Annotated in this window: 15 protein-coding genes; 13 read left to right on the top strand and 2 right to left on the bottom strand. The window is 69.2% G+C overall.

Annotated elements, in window-relative coordinates; all coding sequences use genetic code 11:
• Positions 1–58 precede the first annotated feature (58 nt).
• Positions 59–1,084, bottom strand: coding sequence for an ABC transporter permease (locus ACGFY9_RS42220; RefSeq protein ID WP_393763419.1), 1,026 nt, complete (start codon positions 1,082–1,084; stop codon positions 59–61).
• A gap of 450 nt (positions 1,085–1,534) precedes the next feature.
• Here ACGFY9_RS42220 and ACGFY9_RS42215 point away from each other — a divergent pair, with 450 nt between their 5' ends.
• From ACGFY9_RS42215 to ACGFY9_RS42195, 5 genes are read left to right on the top strand one after another with little or no spacing between them, the layout of a single operon-like run.
• Entirely contained in the window at positions 1,535–3,169 is a 1,635-nt protein-coding gene (locus ACGFY9_RS42215; RefSeq protein WP_393763417.1) for an ABC transporter substrate-binding protein, read from the top strand.
• A 54-nt stretch (positions 3,170–3,223) separates the two neighbouring features.
• Positions 3,224–4,147, top strand: coding sequence for an ABC transporter permease (locus ACGFY9_RS42210; RefSeq protein ID WP_393763415.1), 924 nt, complete (start codon positions 3,224–3,226; stop codon positions 4,145–4,147).
• Positions 4,140–5,120: an ABC transporter permease gene (locus ACGFY9_RS42205; RefSeq protein WP_393763413.1), complete on the top strand. Its 981-nt coding sequence runs from the start codon at positions 4,140–4,142 to the stop codon at positions 5,118–5,120. The genes ACGFY9_RS42210 and ACGFY9_RS42205 overlap by 8 nt, the downstream gene beginning before the upstream one ends.
• Positions 5,121–5,128: 8 nt before the next feature.
• On the top strand, positions 5,129–6,103 hold the full coding sequence (locus ACGFY9_RS42200) for an ABC transporter ATP-binding protein (protein ID WP_390157363.1): 975 nt from the start codon (positions 5,129–5,131) through the stop codon (positions 6,101–6,103).
• Positions 6,096–7,181: an ABC transporter ATP-binding protein gene (locus ACGFY9_RS42195; protein ID WP_393763411.1), complete on the top strand. Its 1,086-nt coding sequence runs from the start codon at positions 6,096–6,098 to the stop codon at positions 7,179–7,181. The genes ACGFY9_RS42200 and ACGFY9_RS42195 overlap by 8 nt, the downstream gene beginning before the upstream one ends.
• Before the next feature lie 239 nt (positions 7,182–7,420).
• Here the strand turns inward: ACGFY9_RS42195 and ACGFY9_RS42190 are convergent, their stop codons facing one another.
• Positions 7,421–9,544, bottom strand: a complete 2,124-nt coding sequence (locus tag ACGFY9_RS42190; protein WP_393763409.1) for a prolyl oligopeptidase family serine peptidase — start codon at positions 9,542–9,544, stop codon at positions 7,421–7,423.
• Between the two features lie 217 nt (positions 9,545–9,761).
• Between ACGFY9_RS42190 and ACGFY9_RS42185 the strand changes: the two genes are divergently transcribed.
• The 8 genes from ACGFY9_RS42185 (at position 9,762) to ACGFY9_RS42150 (ending at position 17,630) form a co-directional block, all read left to right on the top strand.
• Positions 9,762–9,956, top strand: a complete 195-nt coding sequence (locus tag ACGFY9_RS42185; protein WP_019058412.1) for a hypothetical protein — start codon at positions 9,762–9,764, stop codon at positions 9,954–9,956.
• Between the two features lie 23 nt (positions 9,957–9,979).
• The gene (gene mshB / locus ACGFY9_RS42180; protein ID WP_393763407.1) at positions 9,980–10,879 is read left to right on the top strand and encodes an N-acetyl-1-D-myo-inositol-2-amino-2-deoxy-alpha-D-glucopyranoside deacetylase; all 900 of its coding nucleotides are present in this window, start codon (positions 9,980–9,982) and stop codon (positions 10,877–10,879) included.
• Positions 10,879–11,295: a DUF6113 family protein gene (locus ACGFY9_RS42175; RefSeq protein WP_393763405.1), complete on the top strand. Its 417-nt coding sequence runs from the start codon at positions 10,879–10,881 to the stop codon at positions 11,293–11,295. The genes mshB and ACGFY9_RS42175 overlap by 1 nt, the downstream gene beginning before the upstream one ends.
• A 150-nt stretch (positions 11,296–11,445) precedes the next feature.
• The gene (locus tag ACGFY9_RS42170; protein ID WP_393763403.1) at positions 11,446–13,995 is read left to right on the top strand and encodes a hypothetical protein; all 2,550 of its coding nucleotides are present in this window, start codon (positions 11,446–11,448) and stop codon (positions 13,993–13,995) included.
• A gap of 149 nt (positions 13,996–14,144) precedes the next feature.
• Positions 14,145–15,071 (top strand): ABC transporter ATP-binding protein, encoded by a 927-nt coding sequence (locus ACGFY9_RS42165; protein ID WP_393763401.1) that lies wholly within the window; start codon positions 14,145–14,147, stop codon positions 15,069–15,071.
• Positions 15,068–15,808, top strand: coding sequence for an ABC transporter permease (locus tag ACGFY9_RS42160; protein ID WP_393763400.1), 741 nt, complete (start codon positions 15,068–15,070; stop codon positions 15,806–15,808). The genes ACGFY9_RS42165 and ACGFY9_RS42160 overlap by 4 nt, the downstream gene beginning before the upstream one ends.
• A gap of 5 nt (positions 15,809–15,813) precedes the next feature.
• Positions 15,814–17,019, top strand: coding sequence for a sensor histidine kinase (locus ACGFY9_RS42155; RefSeq protein WP_393763538.1), 1,206 nt, complete (start codon positions 15,814–15,816; stop codon positions 17,017–17,019).
• Complete coding sequence (locus ACGFY9_RS42150; RefSeq protein ID WP_366489671.1) at positions 17,016–17,630, top strand: response regulator transcription factor; 615 nt, start codon at positions 17,016–17,018, stop codon at positions 17,628–17,630. Before ACGFY9_RS42155 ends, ACGFY9_RS42150 begins: the two co-directional genes overlap by 4 nt.
• Positions 17,631–17,753 lie beyond the last annotated feature (123 nt).

Raw genomic sequence — 17,753 nt, 5'->3', positions numbered from 1 at the left:
TTACGGGTGGGACGGGACCAGCCGGACGACGTTGACCGGGCCGGAGATGAGAGATGGGTCAGCGCTTGGACTTCGGGTCGAGCGCGTCGCGCGCCGAGTCGCCGAGCAGGTTGAACGCCAGGACGAAGATCACCATGGCCAGGCCCGGGAAGAGCATGAAGGTGAAGTCCTGGGTGTAGAACTGGGCGCCCCGCTGGATCATGACGCCCCAGTCGGGGGTCGGGTCGATCATGCCGACACCGAGAAAGGCGAAGCCCGCCTCAGCGGTCACGTAGGCCGGGAGCATGAGCGTGGACTGGATGAGGATCGGGGTCCACAGGTTAGGCAGGAGTTCCTTGAAGACGATGCGCGCCGGTGACGCCCCGGTCACCTTGGCGGCCTCGACGAACTCCCGCTCGCGCAGGCCGAGTACCTGGCCGCGCAGCAGACGGGCGATCGACGCCCAGCCGAAGAAGGACATCATGATGATGAGCGCGGTGGCCCGCAGCCAGGTCGGGATGTTGTCGTCGGCGGCGACGAACAGTCCGAACACCACCGGCATGAAGGCGATGATGAACAGCGTCGAGGGGATCGACAGCACGATGTCGATGACCCGGCCGACGAAGTAGTCCGTCTTGCCGCCCAGATAACCCGCGGTCACGCCGACCACGACGCCGACGGCGGTGGTGATCAGGGTGGCGGCCAGGGCGATGCCCAGCGAGGTCCGGATGCCGTAGATCAGGAAGGTGAAGACGTCGCGGCCCAGCTGCGGCTCGATGCCGAACCAGAACTGCGAGCTCATGCCGCCGTTGGGACCCGCCGGGTAGGAGAAGGCGTCGAGCAGACCCGGGTCCTGGCTCGCGTACGTCGTGTACGGATCTTTCCCGTAGAGCTTGGATATCAGCGGTGCGGCCAGCGCGATCGCGAAGAAGAAGATCACGATGATCGCCGATATGACGCCCGTACGGTCCCGTTTGAAACGGCGCCATGCGAGCTGACCCGGGGACCGGCTCTCGTTGGCCTTCGAGGCGGGAGAAGTGATCGACTTCTCGACGCTCTCGTCGGTCACCTCAAGCGGGGCCGCGGATGGAGTTGGGGGGGTCATGGTGCTCCTGGCCCAAGGGAGGGTCTGATGAGACTCCGCAGGGCACTCCCCTACGGGCTACGCCGGACTTTTTCAACGCAATTCATGCAAGGTCAATAAAATCTGGGCTGACTTGGGTTTCTCTTTACCTTCTTTGCGATCTCTTGATCAGTCCGTAGCTACGCGGGTAGCGTGCCGTGATCGATCCGTGCCTTATATCGGGCCAACTGCGCTAAACGGGCAATGAGTTCGTTATGCGGACGCCTCTGTATCGGAATGCGTACACCGGGGCGTCACAATCCAACGGTTCCGCATCGCTTCGCGGTGATCCATTGTGCGCTACACCGAAGATCCTCTGAACGGACGTCGGAGGTCCCCCGAAAGGGTGGGCCCGCAGGCGATGTGCTCCTTTTCAGTCGATATTGACCGGTAACGGATCAGCATGGATCGGCTTTCCTGAGGAGGCACTCGATGCGTGGAGCCACGCACGCCAAATGGGCCGCTTGCGCGGCGGCGGTAGCCCTCGCGGCGACCGCCTGTGGGGGCGGCGGAAGCAGCAGCGGCGGCGGTGGTGACGGCAGCGCGGTGCTCAGCGCCTCCTGGGGTGACCCGCAGAACCCGCTGGAGCCGGCCAACACCAACGAGGTGCAGGGCGGCAAGGTCCTCGACATGGTCTTCCGCGGGCTGAAGCGGTACGACCCGAAGACCGGCAAGGCCCAGGACATGCTCGCCGACAAGATCGAGACCACGGACTCGCAGAACTTCACGGTCACCGTCAAGAGCGGCTGGAAGTTCAGCAACGGCGAGGCCGTCACCGCGAAGTCGTTCGTCGACGCGTGGAACTACGGGGCGAGCCTGAAGAACAACCAGAAGAACGCGTACTTCTTCGGGTACATCGAGGGCTACGACAAGGTCCACCCCGACAGCGGCTCGCAGTCCGCCGGCACGCTCAGCGGGCTCAAGGTGACCGGCACGGACACCTTCACCATCAAGCTCACCCAGAAGTTCTCGACCTTCCCCGACACCCTCGGGTACGCGGCCTACTCGCCGCTGCCGTCGACGTTCTTCTCGGACCACGCGGGCTGGCTGAAGAAGCCGGTCGGGAACGGGCCGTACACCATCTCGTCGTACACCAAGGGCTCGCAGATGCAGCTCAAGAAGTGGGACGGGTACACCGGGACGGACAAGGCGCAGAACGGTGGCGTGACCCTCAAGGTCTACACCGACAACAACACCGCCTACACCGACCTGATGGCCGGCAACCTCGACCTCGTCGACGACATCCCGGCCTCGCAGCTCAAGAACGTCAAGAGCGACCTCGGCGGCCGGTACATCAACACGCCCGCCGGCATCATCCAGACCCTCGCGTTCCCGTACTACGACAAGAACTGGAACAAGAGCGGCTCGGAGAAGGTCCGCCAGGGGCTTTCCATGGCGATCAACCGGGACCAGATCACCAACACGATCTTCCAGAAGACCCGCACCCCGGCCACCGACTGGACCTCACCGGTGCTCGGCACCGCGGGCGGCTTCCAGGACGGGCTGTGCGGGGACGCCTGCAAGTACAACCCGACCGAGGCGAAGAAGCTGGTCCAGGAGGGCGGCGGGATCCCCGGCGGCCAGGTCAAGATCACCTACAACGCGGACACGGGCTCGCACAAGGAGTGGGTGGACGCCGTGTGCAACTCCATCAACAACGCGCTCGGCAACGACAAGGCGTGCGTCGGGAACCCGGTCGGCACCTTCGCCGACTTCAGGAACCAGATCGGCCAGCACAAGATGACCGGACCGTTCCGGGCGGGGTGGCAGATGGACTATCCCCTCATCCAGAACTTCCTGCAGCCGCTGTACTACACCAACGCCTCCTCCAACGACGGCCTGTGGTCCAACAAGGACTTCGACAAGCTCGTGAACCAGGCCAACGCGGAGACGGACACGGGCAAGGCGATCAAGCTCTTCCAGCAGGCCGAGGGCGTCGTACGCGACAACATGGCCGCCATCCCTCTCTGGTACCAGAACGGCAGCGCGGGCTACTCCGACCGGCTCTCCAACGTGGCGCTCAACCCGTTCAGCGTCCCCGTCTACAACGAGATCAAGGCCAGCTGAGCCGCACCGGGGGCGGGTTCACGAGCGCCTGCCCCCACGATCCCCGGAGCCCCCATGGGACGGTACGTAATCCGGCGTCTGCTGCAGATGATCCCGGTCTTCATCGGCGCCACACTGTTGATCTTCCTGATGGTGAACGTGATGGGCGACCCCATCGCGGGCCTGTGCGGCGACCGGCAGTGCGACCCGGCGACGGCCGCCCAGCTGAAGCGGGAGTTCGGCCTCGACAAGCCCGTGTGGCAGCAGTACCTGACCTACATGGGGAACGTCTTCACCGGTGACTTCGGTACGGCGTTCAACGGCCAGAAGGTCACCGAGCTGATGGCGACCGCGTTCCCGGTGACCATCCGGCTGACCCTCGTCGCGATCGTCATCGAGGTCGTCGTCGGCATCGCGCTCGGCGTGATCACCGGCCTCAAGCGCGGCCGCCCGATCGACACCGGCGTGCTCCTGCTCACCCTCGTCGTCATCTCCATCCCGACCTTCGTCACCGGCTTGCTGCTGCAACTGCTCCTGGGCGTCGAGTGGGGCTGGATCAAACCGTCCGTCTCCCCGGACGCCACCTTCAGCGAACTCATCGTCCCCGGGCTGGTGCTGGCCTCGGTCTCGCTCGCGTACGTGACCCGGCTGACCCGGACGTCCATCGCGGAGAACAAGCGCTCCGACTACGTCCGTACGGCCGTCGCGAAGGGCCTGCCGAGACGCCGGGTGATCGTCCGCCACCTGCTGCGCAACTCCCTCATCCCCGTGGTCACCTTCATCGGCACCGACATCGGCGCCCTGATGGGCGGCGCGATCGTCACCGAGCGGATCTTCAACATCCACGGGGTCGGCTTCCAGCTCTACCAGGGGATCGTGCGCCAGAACACGCAGACGGTGGTCGGCTTCGTGACCGTCCTCGTCCTGGTCTTCCTCGTCGCGAATCTCCTCGTCGACCTCCTCTACGCCGTACTCGACCCGAGGATCCGCTATGCCTGAGCAGCCGTTCGAGCAGGATCGCGCCATCGCCGGGACCGGCATGGGCGGGGCGATGGACCTCGCGACGAGCGAGGCGGAAACCCTTGAGAGGACACCTGGCGGACCGGAGGGCACGGGCCCGGCGGGCAAACCGCGCTCCCTCTGGTCCGACGCCTGGCGCGACCTGCGCCGCAACCCCGTCTTCATCATCTCCGCGCTCGTCATCCTCTTCCTGGTGGTCATCTCCCTCTGGCCCTCCCTGATCGCCTCGGGCAACCCCCTCAAGTGCGACCTCGCAAAGGCCCAGGAGGGCTCCCAGCCGGGCCACCCCTTCGGCTACGACGGCCAGGGCTGCGACGTCTACACGCGCACGGTCTACGGCACCCGTACGTCGGTGACGGTCGGCGTCCTCGCCACGCTGGGGGTGGCGATCTTCGGGTCGGTGCTGGGCGGACTCGCCGGCTTCTTCGGGGGGATCTGGGACTCGATCCTGTCCCGCCTCACGGACATCTTCTTCGCGATCCCGGTGGTCCTCGGCGGCCTGGTCCTGCTCTCCGTGGTGACCAGCAACACGGTCTGGCCGGTCATCGGCTTCATGGTCCTGCTCGGCTGGCCGCAGATCTCCCGCATCGCCCGCGGCTCGGTCATCACCGCCAAACAGAACGACTACGTCCAGGCCGCGCGAGCCCTCGGCGCCTCCAACTCCCGTCTCCTGCTCCGCCACATCACCCCGAACGCGGTCGCCCCCGTGATCGTCGTAGCCACCATCGCCCTCGGTACGTACATCTCCCTGGAGGCGACCCTGTCGTACCTCGGGGTGGGACTTAAGCCCCCCACGGTCAGCTGGGGCATCGACATCTCGGCGGCCTCCCAGTACATCCGCAACGCCCCGCACATGCTCCTCTGGCCGGCCGGCGCCCTGGCGATCACGGTCCTCGCGTTCATCATGCTCGGCGACGCGGTACGCGACGCCCTCGATCCGAAGCTGAGGTGACCGGCGTCATGCTGCTCGAAGTGCGGGATCTGCACGTGGAGTTCAGGACCAGGGACGGGGTCGCCAAGGCCGTCAACGGGGTCAACTACAGCGTGGACGAGGGGGAGACCCTCGCCGTGCTGGGAGAGTCGGGGTCCGGGAAGTCCGTGACCGCGCAGGCCGTGATGGGGATCCTCGATGCCCCGCCGGGGAAGATCACCGGCGGGGAGATCCTGTTCCGGGGCAAGGACCTGCTGAAGTTCAAGGAAGAGGAACGGCGCAAGGTCCGCGGTGCCGAGATGGCGATGATCTTCCAGGACGCGCTGTCCTCGCTCAACCCCGTGCTCTCCGTGGGCGACCAGCTCGGCGAGATGTTCATCGTGCACCGGGGGATGTCCCGAAAGGACGCGCGGACCAAGGCGGTTGAGCTGATGGACCGGGTGCGGATCCCGGGCGCGGCGCAGCGTGTGCGTGACTATCCCCACCAGTTCTCCGGCGGTATGCGCCAGCGCATCATGATCGCCATGGCGCTGGCCCTGGAGCCGGCGCTCATCATCGCCGACGAGCCCACCACCGCCCTCGACGTCACCGTCCAGGCCCAAGTCATGGACCTGCTGGCCGAGTTGCAGCGCGAGCTGCACATGGGGCTCATCCTCATCACCCACGACCTCGGAGTCGTCGCCGACGTCGCCGACAAGATCGCCGTGATGTACGCGGGCCGGATCGTCGAGTCGGCCCCCGTCCACGACATCTACAAGGCGCCCGCCCACCCTTACACGCGCGGCCTGTTGGACTCCATCCCGCGCCTGGACCAGAAGGGGCAGGAGCTCTACGCCATCAAGGGCCTACCGCCGAACCTCATGCACATCCCGCCCGGCTGCGCCTTCAACCCCCGCTGTCCGATGGCCCAGGACGTGTGCCGGACCGACGAACCCGAGCTGTACGAGGTGGATCAACACCGGGGCAGCGCCTGCCACTTCTGGAGGGAGTGCCTCAATGGCTGAGTCGATCCTGGAGGTGACCGGACTCGTCAAGCACTACCCGTTGACCCAGGGCATCCTCTTCAAGAAACAGGTCGGTGCCGTCAAGGCCGTCGACGGTGTGGACTTCACGCTCAACAAGGGCGAGACCCTCGGCATCGTCGGGGAGTCCGGGTGCGGCAAGTCGACCGTCGCCAAGATGCTGGTCAACCTTGAGCGGCCGACCGAAGGGTCGATCAAGTTCAAGGGCGAGGACATCAGCCGGATGTCGGGACGTGCCCTGAAGGCCGCGCGGCGCAACATCCAGATGGTGTTCCAGGACCCGTACACCTCCCTCAACCCCCGGATGACGGTGGGCGACATCATCGGGGAGCCGTACGAGATCCACCCCGAGGTGGCGCCAAAGGGCGACCGGCGCAAGCGGGTTCAGGATCTGCTGGACGTGGTCGGGCTCAACCCCGAGTACATCAACCGGTATCCGCACCAGTTCTCCGGCGGCCAGCGCCAACGCATCGGCATCGCACGGGGGTTGGCGCTCCGCCCCGAGGTCATCGTCGCCGACGAACCCGTCTCCGCGCTCGACGTCTCCGTCCAGGCACAGGTCATCAACCTCCTCGACCGGCTCCAGGACGAGTTCGACCTCTCCTACATCTTCATCGCGCACGACCTGTCGATCGTCCGGCACATCTCGGACCGGGTCGGGGTCATGTACCTCGGCCGGATCGTGGAGATCGGCAAGGACGAGGAGATCTACGACCACCCGACCCACCCGTACACCCAGGCGCTGCTGTCCGCCGTGCCCGTGCCCGACCCGGACGCGCGGGAGCACCGGGAGCGGATCATCCTCGCGGGTGACGTGCCGTCGCCGACGAACATCCCCTCCGGGTGCCGCTTCCGCACCCGCTGCTGGAAGGCGCGGGAGCGCTGCTCACTGGAGGTGCCGCTGCTCGCGGTGCCCGCGGAGTTCCGGCTCGCGAGCGGGCCCGCGGCACACGACTCGGCCTGTCACTTCGCCGAGGAGAAGACGGTCGTACCGAAGGAAGAAACCCACGACGAAACCCCCGAAGCGACCCCGGACGATCTCGCGGATGGGGTGGAATAACCGCACAAACAGGCATCAACCGCGTTAACACGCAGGCAACTCGGCCGACCCGGTCTCGATATACGGACGCGTCAATCTGAATGACGTACGGCCGTGCGGGTGCCGTAAACGGACCGGGGCGCGCCATGTCGCCCCGGTCCGTTGCCCTTTCTTTGCGCCTAAACCGGCGCCGCTCTCGCGGACCTGGCTGATGCTTCGTCGTGGTTCCTCAATTGATGGCCGCGGTGGTCCGTGGAGTGTTACCGCCCGGCCAGGCCGAGCGCGCGCCGCAGGAAGTTCACTTGGAGCAGCAGGAGATTCTCCGCGACCTGCTCCTGCGGAGTCATGTGGGTCACCCCGGACAGCGGCAGCACCTCGTGCGGGCGGCCGGCGGCCAGCAGCGCGGAGGACAGCCGCAGGGCGTGCGCGACCACCACGTTGTCGTCGGCGAGACCGTGCACGACCATCAGCGGGCGGTGCGGGTCGGCGGGCGAGGACAGCCCGTCGTCGGTGATCAGACTGCTCTTCGCGTACGACTCCGGGTCCTTGGCCGGGTCGCCCAGGTACCGCTCCGTGTAGTGCGTGTCGTAGAGCCGCCAGTCGGTGACCGGGGCGCCCGCGATGCCCGCGTGGAAGACGTCCGGGCGGCGCAGCACGGCGAGCCCCGCGAGCCAACCCCCGTACGACCAGCCGCGGATGGCCACCCGGGAGAGGTCCAGCGGGTGGCTCTTCGCGAGGTCCTGGAGGGCGTCGATCTGGTCGTCCAGAGAGACTGTGAAGTCGCGGTGGACGGCTTTCTCCCACGCCGGTGAACGGCCCGGGGTGCCGCGGCCGTCGGCGACGAGCACCGCGAAACCCTGGTCGGCGAACCACTGCGACGTGAGGTGCGCGTTGTGCGCGGCGACCACGCGCGGGCCGTGCGGACCGCCGTAGGGGTCCATCAGAACCGGAAGGGGACTGCTGCCGTCGTAGTCCCGTGGCATAAGCAGGGCGCACGGGACGCGCCGTGCGCCCCCCTCGGTGAACGTGATGCGCGGGGACAGGCCGGGATCTTCGGCGTACGACGCGATGGTCACCGTCTTCTTGCCCGCGCGCAGCACCTGGACCTGGGTGCCCGGCCGGTCCGGCACCGCCGAGATCAGCACGGTCACGCCCTCGGCGCGTACCGCCGAGTGCACGCCGGGCTCCTGCGAGAGGCGCTCCAGGCCGAGCTCGTTGACGCGGTAGACGTGCACCTCGCCGGTCTCCGGGGTCGGCGCGTCCTCGCCCGCCGACGCGGAGACGAGCAGGTTGTCGTCGGAGACGTCCAGCACCGCGCGTACGTGCAACTGCGGTCCTGTGAGCAGGCGTTCACCCACCGCGAGCACCCGCGCGCCACCCTCGTCGGCGATCCGCACGAGCCGTCCCGAAGGGCTCCAGCACGGCACGCCAGGGAAAAGATCAAGCCAAACTGGATCTTCGTCGGCATGCACCATCCGGGTCACCCCCGACCCGGGCTCCACGGCGAGGAACAGCTGGCTGCGCTGGTCCCGGGCCTGTACGAGCAGCAGCGGCGCACCCGCCGCTGACCAGTGCACTCGCGCCAGATACGGGTACCGCGCCCGGTCCCAGACGACCTCCGTGCGCGTCCCGTCGAGACCGATCACGTACAGCCGTACGTCCGCGTTGGCCGTGCCCGCCGCCGGGTACGCGACCCGCTGCGGCTCGCGCTCCGGATGGGCCGGGTCGGCGATCCACCAGCGCTGGACCGGCGTGTCGTCCGCGCGGGCGACCAGCAGCCGGTCCGACTCCGGCGACCACCAGAAGCCGCGCGTACGGCTCATCTCCTCGGCCGCGATGAACTCGGCCAGCCCATAGGTGACTTGCTCCGACTCGGGTTCGGCGAGCGCCCGGTCGCCGTCGCCCTCGGCTCCCACGACGCGCAGGGCGCCGCCGGTCACGTAGGCGATGTGGCGTCCGTCGGGGGCGGGGCGCGGGTCGATCACCGGTCCGGGGACCGGTAGTTCACGTGCCGTGCCGGCCCGCAGCTCGGCCGTGAAAAGCCGCCCTGACAAGGCGAAAGACGCCAACTCGGCCTCGCTGTCGGTGGCGTAGCCGACGATCCCGGCACCGCCCTCGCGGGTGCGCTCGCGGCGGGCCCGCTCCTCGGGCGAGAGGTGCTCCGAGGCGCCGCCCAGGAGGGCGCGCGGGTCGGCCGCGACGCGCTCCTCGCCGGTCGCCGGATCGAGGACCCACAGCGCGTTCGCCCGGTCCGTGCCGGACGGGGAGCGCAGGAACACGACCCGGGAACCGTCAGGTGACACGGTGAACGCGCGCGGCGCGCCGAGCGTGAACCGCTGGGTACGGGCGTGCCGTCGGGGGAAGGAGTCAGCCTCGGTCGTCATGCCCCGACCATATTGGCCATGCGCCCCCTTGTGCGGCTGTGCGCCGAGCGATGCGCGAGCGCGGATAGTTATGATCACTAGCGCTGCGTGGGTATGAACCTGCTGGCTCCTGTATGGATTTGCTGTACCGATTTGCTCTAAGGGGTCCACCCCATGGATCCCATTGCCCCCATAGTCCGACCCCCCGAGTCCCTGGGATCATTGGAGGTGAGCCGCCGTGGCACTCTCGATTTCGGCGGTGGTGCTGCTGGCGATCGTCGTCTTCCTTCTGGTCAAGAAATCAGGGCTGAAGGGCGGGCACGCGGTCGTCTGTGTCCTCCTCGGGTTCTATCTGGCCTCCTCGACCATCGCGCCCACGATCAGCGATCTCACGACGAACATCGCGAGCATGATCGGCAGCATCAAGTTCTGACGGCTCGCCTTTAGGGTGGGTCCATGACGGAACTGCCCTCCCCCACCCTGCGGGCGGGGGGACCCCCATCTCGCTGCGCTCGTCGTCTGCTGCTGGTGCACGCGCACCCGGACGACGAGTCGATCAACAACGGCGCGACGATGGCCAAGTACGCGGCCGAGGGTGCCCACGTGACACTGATCACGTGCACCCTCGGAGAGCGCGGCGAGGTCATCCCGCCCGCACTGCGGCATCTGTCGGGCGCCGGACTGGCCGAGGAGCGGGAGCGCGAACTCACCGCCGCCATGAAGGCCCTCGGGGTCACCGACCACGGCTTCCTGGGCGGCCCCGGCAGATACCGGGACTCCGGGATGATGGGCACCTCGGACAACGACGACCCCGCCTGCTTCTGGCAGGCCGACGTCGACGAGGCCGCCGGACACCTCGTCGAGGTGATCCGCGAGGTACGTCCGCAGGTCCTGGTCACCTACGACCCCGACGGCGGCTACGGCCACCCCGACCACATCCAGGCCCACCGCGTCGCCATGCGCGCCGCCGAACTCGCCGCCGACGCCGGGCAGTTGATTGCCAAGGTCTACTGGAACCGCGTCCCGAGGACCGTCGTAGACGAAGGCTTCGCGCGGCTCCGTGACGCGCTGCCGGAGCTGCCCTTCGCCGAGACGGCCGCCGTGGACGACGTACCGGGTGTCGTGGACGACGGGCGGATCACCACCGTGATCGACGGCACCGCGTACGCCGCCGCCAAGACCGCGGCGATGCGCGCGCACGCCACGCAGATCGAAGTGGCCCCGGACGCGCCGTACTTCGCGCTGTCGAACGACCTCGCGCAGCCCGTTTTCACCACCGAGTACTACGAGTTGGTGCATCCTGCGGTGAGTGACGGGGCGCCCGAGACCGATCTCTTCGAAGGGCTGGGCCTGTGATGAGCGCCACCAACGGCGGGAATCTGCTCGCGCAGCCGCTGCAACGGCCGTCCGCACTGCGGGTGTTGGCCTACCTCGGGCTCTTCGTGCTCGGCGTGGTCGTCGGGGCGGCCGGTGCCCTCGTGCAGGCCGCGTGGTTCCCGGGCGGGCTGCTGCTCGCGCTCGTGGGAGCGGCCGGGGCGTTCGTCGGCGGAGCGAGAGCGACCGAGGGCCGGGGCGGTGCCGTGGCGCCCGCCGCGGGCTGGATGGTGGCCGTCATCCTGCTCACCGCCAGCCGCCCGGAAGGCGACTTCCTGTTCGGCGCGGGAGTCGGTTCCTATCTGTTCCTGCTCGGCGGGATGGCCGTAGCTGTGATCTGTGCCACGTTGGGTTTGGGGCGGCAACCAACCAGCCCTGACGTCCGACTTGGCAAGTGACGTACCACTTCGCGGTGACGCGCGCGTGCGAGTCCGGTGTGGGTTTCCCCAGCGGTCGTGGGATACCGCCAAGAAGTGGCCAGTATGGTGGTGCGCGCCGCCGAGTCGCCCGTGGGTGTCGGGCGGCGGAGCCAACCGGGAGAACCTGCCTTGAGTCGTGAAACTGACACTCCGTCCTCCGGGCCCGACGGGCGCGGCGGAGCCGCTTACCCCTCGGGGACCCCGCCGTACGGGACGCCGGCGGCTTCCGACGACCGTACGGACGCGGGGCGTTCGGCCGCGCAGCCGGAGGAACGCAAGACCGAGACGACGCTGACGACCCGGATCCGGATCAACATCCCCGGTTCGCGGCCCATTCCGCCTGTCGTCGTGCGCACGCCCGTCGCGGACAACGGGTCCGGCGACGGATCCACGACCGCCGAGGTGCAGCTGCCGAGTTCCGCGCTGCCCACGGGCGGCGGCGTCGAGCCGTCCGCCGAACTCGCGCTGCCCGGCGCCGAGGAGAAGACGAGCGACTGGTTCGCACCCCGCAAGTCCGGCCCCGCGAAGGGCGGTCAGGGCGGTGGCGGCACCAACGGCGCGGGAATTCCCGGCGGTTCGGCCGCGGGCACCCCGAGTGCGCCCGGTGCAGGTCGGCCGAGTGCCGGCCGTCCCGGTGGTGTGGTCGGCGGTATGAACGTGACGAGCGCCGCCCGTCAGGCCGGCGCGAACGGCGGCGGTACGAACGGCGCCGGAATCGGCGGCGCCACCGGTGCCGGACCCGTCGCCCCCGGGCACGGTGGCGGCACGGGTTCCTTCGACGTGACGGAAGCGCTGGCAGCCGGCAACGGGCCGCGCCCGAACGGCGGTGGCCCCAACGGCGGCCCCGGCGAACCGCGCCGCGACGACCTGCCGTACTTCTCGGACAACGGGCAGCAGGGCGGTTACCCCGGACCCAACGCCCAGGGTGGCCAGGGTGGTTACCCCGAGCCCGGCGGCCAGGGCGAGCTGGGCGGTTTCCCCGGGGGCAACGGCCCCGGGGACCGAGCCGAACAGTTCCCCGGGCCGAACGGCCAGGGCATGGGCCCCGGAGGCCCGGGCGGTCCCGGTGGTCCCAACGGCTTCAACGGCCCGAACGGGCGCGGCGGTCCGGGCGGTCCCGAGGGACCTGCGGGCCCGACCGGCGGTCCGGTCACCGGCAACGGCCTGATGCTGCCGCCCGGCCCCATGGGCGGCGGAGCACCGGGCGCACCCAGCGCGCTGAGCGGTTACGCCGACGGTCCTGGACCTGGCGGCACGAACGGCGCCGGTGGGCCTGGCGGTCCCGGTGCGTTCGCCGGACCGGGTGGTCCCGGTGGTCCCGGCGCCCCGGGTGCGGGTTCCGGCCGACACGGCGGTCGTGGCAGGGGCCCCGCTGGTCCTGGCGCAGGCCCCGGCGGCCCGGGTATGGGCCCCGGCACCCCCGGCGGCGCGAGTCTCCCCGGCATGCCCCCCGGCGGCGGGCTCAGTGACGACACCGCGATCCTCACCCCGCAGAAGCCGGCCCCCGAACCAGGTGGCCCCGGCTACGGCGCGCCCGCCGACCAGGTCTCCGGACACACCGTCACCAGCGGTATGCCGGTCATCCCCGGCGCGGGGAACTCGCCGTTCGGCCCGGGCACCCACCCCGACGGGCCGCTGCCGCACACGCCCCCGAAGCAGTCCGAGCCCGGTGCGGCGCAGAGCGAGCCCGCCGCGGCCAAGAGCACCGGCAAGAGCGCGAAGAAAAAGAAGAAGGGCCGCAGCAAGCTGGTCCTGCTCTGCGTCGGCGTGATCGTCATCGGCGGCGGCGCCTACTGCGCGGGCCTGCTGATGAACCACACCGACGTGCCCAAGGGCACCACCGTGCTCGGCGTCGACATCGGCGGCGGCACCCGTGACGACGCCGTCAAGAAGCTCGACGACGCGTTCGGCGACCGCGTGAACAAGCCGCTGAAGCTGTCGGTCGGCGGCAAGACGGTCTCGCTCAAGCCGGACCAGGCGGGGCTCCAGTTCGACACCACGGCCACGGTCAGCGCGGCCGCCACCAGCGACTACAACCCGGTCTCCGTGATCGGCTCGCTCTTCGGCCAGCACCGGGTCGTCGCCCCGGTCATGCCGGTCGACGAGGAGAAGCTGCACGCGGCCCTCACCGACCTCGGCGGCGGCTCCGGCTCCGGCGCGGTCACCGAGGGCACGATCAAGTTCACGTCCGGCAAGGCGGTCGCCGTCTACGGCAAGGCGGGCAAGGCGATCGACGCGGCCGCGTCCACCGACGCCGTCGAGGAGGCGTACCGCACCGAGGTGGAGACCGGCACGGCCACTCCGGTGACCGTCCCGACGACCACCAAGCAGCCGACGGTCTCGAACGCCGAGGTCGACCGCGAGATGAAGGCCTTCGCGGAACCCGCCATGTCCGCCCTCGCCACGGTCAAGACGGACACGGGTGTCACGCTGCTGCTGAGCCCGAAGAACTCCCTGTGGAAGTTCCTCCAGGTGAAGGCGGTCAACGGCAAGCTCACCGACAGCCCCGACCTCGCCGCCCTCAAGACGCTCTACGGCAGCACCTTCGACGGCGTGAAGATCACCCGGGCCACCGGCCAGAAGACGGCCGTCACCCCGCAGGACGTCTACGGCGCCCTGCGCCAGGCCCTCATCAGCAAGACCAACCGGGTCGGGACCATCGTCACGAACCCCAGCTAGCGCACGACGACCGAACGAGGGGCATCCGGCACAGCGCCGGGTGCCCCTTCGTCGTACGGGATCCGCCCTGGTCGTATGACATCTGTCATGCGGCACACCGGACCGCCGACACTGCCGGGCACCGGTCCCCGGCGGCCACGATGGGTGGCATGACGACAACAGCGGGGACCGCGACCACAGCGGTGGTCGGGTTCGACCAGGTGAGCAAGAGCTACGGCGAGGTCCGGGCCGTCGACGGGCTGTCGCTCGTGCTGCACCCGGGGGAGACGGTGGCCCTGCTGGGGCCGAACGGGGCCGGCAAGTCGACCACCCTGGATCTGCTGCTCGGGCTCAAGCAGGCCGACACCGGCAAGGTCGAGGTCTTCGGGACCAGCCCGCGTGACGCCATCGTCGCCGGGCGGGTGGGCGCGATGCTGCAGAGCGGCGGGCTGATGGACGAGGTCACCGTCGGTGAACTGGTCAGGCTGGCCTGCGACTTGCACCCCAAGCCGTACAAGGTCGCCGATGTGATCGCCCGCGCGGGCATCGCGCAGATCGCCGACCGCAAGGTCAACAAGCTCTCCGGCGGCCAGTCCCAGCGCGTCCGCTTCGCCCTCGCGACCGCGGGCGACAGCGACCTGATCGTCCTCGACGAGCCGACCACCGGCATGGACGTCACCGCCCGGCAGGCCTTCTGGGCCACCATGCGCGAACAGGCCGACCAGGGCCGTACGGTCCTCTTCGCCACCCACTACCTCGAAGAGGCCGACGCCATCGCGGACCGTGTGCTGGTCCTGCACCGCGGCCGGCTGCTCGCGGACGGCACCGCCGCCGAGATCAAGGCGAAGGCGGGCGCACGCAAGGTCGCCTTCGACCTGGAGGGCGAGATCGACGAGACGCCGATCCGTGCGCTCCCCTTCCTGACTTCGGTCGACATAAGCGGCTCCACGATCCGCATCCAGTCCACCGACGCCGACGCGACCGTCCACGCGCTCTACGGCCTCGGCGTCTACCCCCGCAACCTCGAAGTCGCCGGGCTCGGCCTGGAGCAGGCCTTCGTCGCCATCACCGCCGCCGAGGAGGCCAAGCAGTCATGAACAGTCTCATCAAGCTGGAACTCACCCGCGCCCTGCGCAACCGCAAGTTCCTGTTCTTCTCGGTGATCTACCCCTCGGCCCTGTTCCTGCTGATCGCGGGCAGCGCCGGCGGCACGGACAAGGTGGACGGCACGGGCCTGACGGTCGCCACCTACATGATGGTCTCGATGGCCTCCTTCGGCGCCCTGACCGCCGTCCTGATGGGCAACAGCGAGCGCATCGCGAAGGAGCGGGAGAGCGGCTGGGTACGGCAGTTGAGGCTGACCCCGCTGCCGGGCCGCGGCTATGTGATCGCGAAGACGGCCAGCGCCGCCGTGGTCAGCCTGCCCTCCATCATCGTCGTCTTCATCGTCGCCGCGACCGTGAAGGACGTACGGCTGGACGCCTGGCAGTGGCTCGCGCTGACCGGCGCGATCTGGGCCGGGAGCCTCGTCTTCGCCGCGCTCGGGGTGGCCATCGGGTACATGGCGAGCGGGGACGCGGTCCGGCCGATCACGATGATCACGTACTTCGGACTGTCGATGCTGGGCGGCCTGTGGATGCCCGCCACGACGTTCCCCGACTGGCTGCAGTCCATCGCGAAGTGGCTGCCCACGCACGCGTACGCTGCCCTCGGCCAGGCGATCGAGCAGAGCCGGTCGCCCCACGCCAAGGACGTCACCCTCCTCGTCGTCTACTTCGCCCTGTTCGCGGGCGGGGCGGCGTGGCTGTACCGGAAGGACACGCTGAAGGCGTGAGCGCGATGACCGAAGACCCGCTGCCGGAGAAGGCCAGGGTGGAGCGGCTGATCCGGATCGGACAGCCGCCCCGCGACCGGGGCGAGATGCTGCGCAAGCTGGTGTGGATCCTGCCCTGGCTGGTCTTCCTCGGCTCGCCCGTCCAGGACCTGCTGGCCGGCCACCACACCACCGAGGCCACGACGGCCGGCTGGGTGGGCCTGGTGGCCTTCACCGGGATCTACCTGGCGGTCGTCTTCCGCACCATGGGCCGCCCCTACTCCGGCCGGCTCGTCGGCGCCATGGTCGCCGTCCTGTGGGTACTGGCGGTAGCGCTGACCCTCTCCCTCGGCCACTCCTGGCTCGGCCTCTTCGTCTACGTCTCCGTCACCTGCGGGGTCACCCTCCCCCTGACCGCCGCGTACTGGACGATCCCGCTGACCACCGCCGCGATGATGCTGGCGGGCTGGTTCGTCGACGACCTGGACGACGCCTGGGGCCTGTTCCTGATCGTGCTGCTGGTGGGCTACTCCATGACGGGCGTACGCCAACTGGTGCGCACGACGGTCGAGTTGCGCAAGGCGCGGGCGACGGTGGCCCAACTGGCGGCGAACGAGGAGCGGTTGAGGCTGGCAAGAGACCTGCACGACCTGCTGGGCCACTCCCTCTCGCTGATCACGCTGAAGAGCGAACTGGCGGGCCGCATGCTCCCCGGCCACCCCGACAAGGCGGCCCAGCAGGTCGCCGACATCGAACAGGTCAGCCGCCAGGCCCTGGTGGACGTCCGCGAGGCGGTCACCGGCTACCGCCGTCCCCGCCTGGCCGGCGAACTGGCGGGCGCTCAGGTCGCGTTGACGGCGGCGGGAGTCATCGCGGACCTCCCGGCGGAACCGGACCTGACCGCCGTGTCCGAGGACAGCGAGTCGGCCCTGGCCTGGGCCCTGCGTGAGGCGATCACGAACGTCGTACGGCACAGCGGCGCCCAGCGCTGCGTGGCGGAACTGGTCCGACGCCAGACCCTGGACGGCCCGATGCTCGAACTCTCCGTCGAGGACAACGGCTCGGGCGGCTCGGGCAAGGGCCCCGGCAACGGCTTGACCGGCCTCACCGAGCGCCTGGAGAAGGCCGGCGGCTCCCTGGAGGCGACCCGCCTCAAACACGGCTTCCGGCTGGTGGCACGGGTGCCCGCCGACGCTCCGGCCGCCTCGACGGACGTAGGATCGCCCGCATGAGCCGTACGATCAAGGTCCTCCTCGCCGAGGACCAGTCGATGGTCCGCGAGGCACTGGCCGCCCTGCTCGGCCTGGAGGACGACATCGAGGTCGTCGCCCAAGTGGCCCGCGGCGACGAGGTGTTGGCGGCGGCACGACAGCACGACGTGGACGTGGCCCTCCTCGACATCGAGATGCCGGGCTGCACAGGCATCGAGGCGGCGGCCCAACTCCACAAGGAACTCCCCGCGCTGAAACTGGTGGTCCTCACCACCTTCGGCCGCCCCGGCTACCTCCGCAGCGCGATGGAAGCGGGAGCGGACGCCTTCCTGGTGAAGGACGCCCCGGCAGCCCAACTGGCCGAAGCCGTACGGAAGGTGCTCGCGGGGGAGCGGGTCATCGACCCCACCTTGGCAGCAGCGGCTCTGGCGGAGGGCGCGAACCCATTGACCGACCGCGAGCGCGAGGTGCTGCGGGCGGCGGCGGACGGCTCGACAAACGCGGAGTTGGCGAAGGCCCTTCATCTGTCGCAGGGCACGGTCCGCAACTACCTGTCGACAGCGATCCAGAAGTTGGCGGTACGGAACAGAGCAGAGGCGGTACGGATCGCGAGAGAGAAAGGCTGGCTATAGAGCACCGGCTTCGGCGGCCCACCTAGGGGCGCGGGGCTGTATCGATTTGCGGCTCCGCCGCGTGGGCGCGACCAGCCACGACGTACCTGCACTCGCAAAACGATCGAAGCCCCAACGGCGCAT

Origin of the sequence: Streptomyces sp. NPDC048504 (assembly GCF_043200035.1) — a bacterium.
Classification (GTDB): Bacteria; Actinomycetota; Actinomycetes; order Streptomycetales; family Streptomycetaceae; genus Streptomyces.
Note: the sequence above shows the minus strand (reverse complement) of the source record. Positions and strands in the feature narration are given on the sequence as shown.

Coding starts and splice junctions, on each gene's coding strand:
- ACGFY9_RS42220 (WP_393763419.1), bottom strand. CDS start 1,084: ATGACCCCCCCAACTCCATCCGCGGCCCCGCTTGAGGTGACCGACGAG.
- ACGFY9_RS42215 (WP_393763417.1), top strand. CDS start 1,535: ATGCGTGGAGCCACGCACGCCAAATGGGCCGCTTGCGCGGCGGCGGTA.
- ACGFY9_RS42210 (WP_393763415.1), top strand. CDS start 3,224: ATGGGACGGTACGTAATCCGGCGTCTGCTGCAGATGATCCCGGTCTTC.
- ACGFY9_RS42205 (WP_393763413.1), top strand. CDS start 4,140: ATGCCTGAGCAGCCGTTCGAGCAGGATCGCGCCATCGCCGGGACCGGC.
- ACGFY9_RS42200 (WP_390157363.1), top strand. CDS start 5,129: ATGCTGCTCGAAGTGCGGGATCTGCACGTGGAGTTCAGGACCAGGGAC.
- ACGFY9_RS42195 (WP_393763411.1), top strand. CDS start 6,096: ATGGCTGAGTCGATCCTGGAGGTGACCGGACTCGTCAAGCACTACCCG.
- ACGFY9_RS42190 (WP_393763409.1), bottom strand. CDS start 9,544: ATGACGACCGAGGCTGACTCCTTCCCCCGACGGCACGCCCGTACCCAG.
- mshB (WP_393763407.1), top strand. CDS start 9,980: ATGACGGAACTGCCCTCCCCCACCCTGCGGGCGGGGGGACCCCCATCT.
- ACGFY9_RS42175 (WP_393763405.1), top strand. CDS start 10,879: ATGAGCGCCACCAACGGCGGGAATCTGCTCGCGCAGCCGCTGCAACGG.
- ACGFY9_RS42165 (WP_393763401.1), top strand. CDS start 14,145: ATGACGACAACAGCGGGGACCGCGACCACAGCGGTGGTCGGGTTCGAC.
- ACGFY9_RS42160 (WP_393763400.1), top strand. CDS start 15,068: ATGAACAGTCTCATCAAGCTGGAACTCACCCGCGCCCTGCGCAACCGC.
- ACGFY9_RS42155 (WP_393763538.1), top strand. CDS start 15,814: ATGACCGAAGACCCGCTGCCGGAGAAGGCCAGGGTGGAGCGGCTGATC.
- ACGFY9_RS42150 (WP_366489671.1), top strand. CDS start 17,016: ATGAGCCGTACGATCAAGGTCCTCCTCGCCGAGGACCAGTCGATGGTC.